Here is a 1,913-nt window from a genome sequence, read left to right as displayed (position 1 = left end):
GAAGTAAAATAAAGCGAATTTAAAACCATTGGGCTTTGCTAAAATTATGTAAGTAAAAAACATTTTACAAGAAATTTTTAATGTTTACATAAATTCTAGATAAACAACATAACAACTCCAGATACTTGTTTTATGATACTTGTAATTAAGAATAAGGAGGGAGTTCATTGCATAAAATTATTAATTTTATTTGGGGAATAGTACTTTTATTGTATATTCTAGTCTCGTTTTTTGTAAGCAATGGAAGTGCAGTAAGGTTTATTTTGGTGTTAACTATATTCCTTATTTTTTCTGTGGTTTTAGAAAGAGGTAATGCTAAAAAAATGGCTGATTAAAGGTCGGTTTTTAAAATTTCTTAATGATATAGAAAGTGAATTTTTATTCATTAGTTTACTTTCAATAAACGAAAACATTAATGAACATTTGTGAAGTACTTGTGGATTTTATATTTCCACCGTATGCAAGATATAACGCTGTTTGTCCATCAGATTGTGTAAAAGGTCAATTTCTAATATGAAAGAACTTTTAATGGAGTTAAATTAGCATTCATAAGTTTAATTTCACGGAAAAATAGAAAAACCACCCTTATATGAGTGGTTTCTAATAATCATTTTTTGATTATACATTCAAAATTAAGTGATAGGATAATTGGGCAAAGTTAAAGCAATAAAAAATATTTTATAAATTAATATTATTTTGGTTCAGGATAATGATTGTAATATGAGATTCTAATAAATTCTTGATAGACATTTGATAATTTAGCATCTCTAAGGGCATCATTGCATCTTTGCATACGTACGCTACCTTGAGCGTAGCCTCCACCAGGAGTATATGGATTTTTAGCCTCAAAGTCATCCATAAACGCTTTTAATTTTTTATAGTCTTGAGATTGATAGAAAGCAGCGGCTTCTTCAGGTGTAACATCAAAGTAAGAAGATGATGTTGAGTTATAAGAAGCTGCTTGAGCAGTAGGTGTCTCTAGCATAGTTGCAGCTCCACCAAACATAGTAAGTGCCATAGAAGACACAATGATTTTTTTAAACATAATAAAACCTCCACATAGAGTATTTGGATTAATAGTAATCCTGTAATCATTATAGTTACAATGATAATGGTTATCAAATGTAATATTGCATAATTTATTATGTGAACGAGAATTCCCTCCATCTCTAAATGGAGGAATGTAACAGGGAATTAATAGGTTTTTTATTCCATTCGTTTTGTGTTGAGAAATAAAAAATATATGTTGTAGAAGGTGAGATGAAGAGATGCTTCTTATAGATGTTGCAATACGAGAAAGCAAAAGCAGAATTTTAATTTGTCCTTAAATAAGGGACAGAAGTATTATTTTTGCTTTGCAAAGCATGTTAAGCATCATTCAAAGGCATGTAAGAGACTATAAAATAATCTATTTAAATAAAAATATAGTCTGGCAAAAAAATTAGGGGCATGAATTCATTGGAGCAGTAAAAAAGCTGTTTTCAGGCTAGGTGTTCTTTTTATTTTGAAAAAGAGAATATATTTTCTCAACAGGACAAATGGTAATTATCTATAAGTACTACTTATGAGGATAATAGGAAAATAGAAATAAATAATAAAGGAGAATGTGAAATGATAGCATTAAAAAATGATCGAAATGTAAAAGAAATTTCGGAAGAGAATGTAGATTTATTAAAGGTTATGGCGCATCCAGTACGATTACAAATTGTAAATGAATTAATGCATCATAAAAAATGCAATGTTACACAGTTAACGGAAATATTAAGACTCCCTCAATCCACTGTTTCACAGCATTTATCAAAATTGAGAAGAACCGTACTCCGTACAGAAAGAAGAGGATTAGAGGTGCATTATTATATTGATAATGCTAAAGCTCGTCAGATTGTAGGAATTTTAGGTCTGTAGGTTAATAA

3 protein-coding genes are annotated in these 1,913 nt (G+C 29.3%); 2 read left to right on the top strand and 1 reads right to left on the bottom strand.

The features are described from left to right. The first annotated feature begins 167 nt into the window (after positions 1 to 167). Positions 168 to 335 (top strand): hypothetical protein, encoded by a 168-nt coding sequence (locus ACFWDE_RS30430; protein ID WP_198285206.1) that lies wholly within the window; start codon positions 168 to 170, stop codon positions 333 to 335. 356 nt (positions 336 to 691) lie between these two features. Here ACFWDE_RS30430 and ACFWDE_RS30425 read toward each other — a convergent pair whose 3' ends face one another. Further along, positions 692 to 1,045 carry a hypothetical protein gene (locus ACFWDE_RS30425; RefSeq protein ID WP_377896390.1) on the bottom strand — a complete coding sequence of 118 codons (354 nt, stop codon included), beginning with the start codon at positions 1,043 to 1,045 and terminating at the stop codon, positions 692 to 694. A gap of 566 nt (positions 1,046 to 1,611) precedes the next feature. Here ACFWDE_RS30425 and ACFWDE_RS30420 point away from each other — a divergent pair. After that, positions 1,612 to 1,905 carry an ArsR/SmtB family transcription factor gene (locus ACFWDE_RS30420; RefSeq protein WP_002169559.1) on the top strand — a complete coding sequence of 98 codons (294 nt, stop codon included), beginning with the start codon at positions 1,612 to 1,614 and terminating at the stop codon, positions 1,903 to 1,905. The last annotated feature ends 8 nt before the right edge of the window (positions 1,906 to 1,913 follow it).

The organism is Bacillus sp. NPDC060175 (assembly GCF_042728695.1).
Classification (GTDB): domain Bacteria; phylum Bacillota; class Bacilli; order Bacillales; family Bacillaceae_G; genus Bacillus_A.
Note: the sequence above shows the minus strand (reverse complement) of the source record. Positions and strands in the feature narration are given on the sequence as shown.

Coding starts and splice junctions, on each gene's coding strand:
- ACFWDE_RS30425 (WP_377896390.1), bottom strand. CDS start 1,045: ATGTTTAAAAAAATCATTGTGTCTTCTATGGCACTTACTATGTTTGGT.
- ACFWDE_RS30420 (WP_002169559.1), top strand. CDS start 1,612: ATGATAGCATTAAAAAATGATCGAAATGTAAAAGAAATTTCGGAAGAG.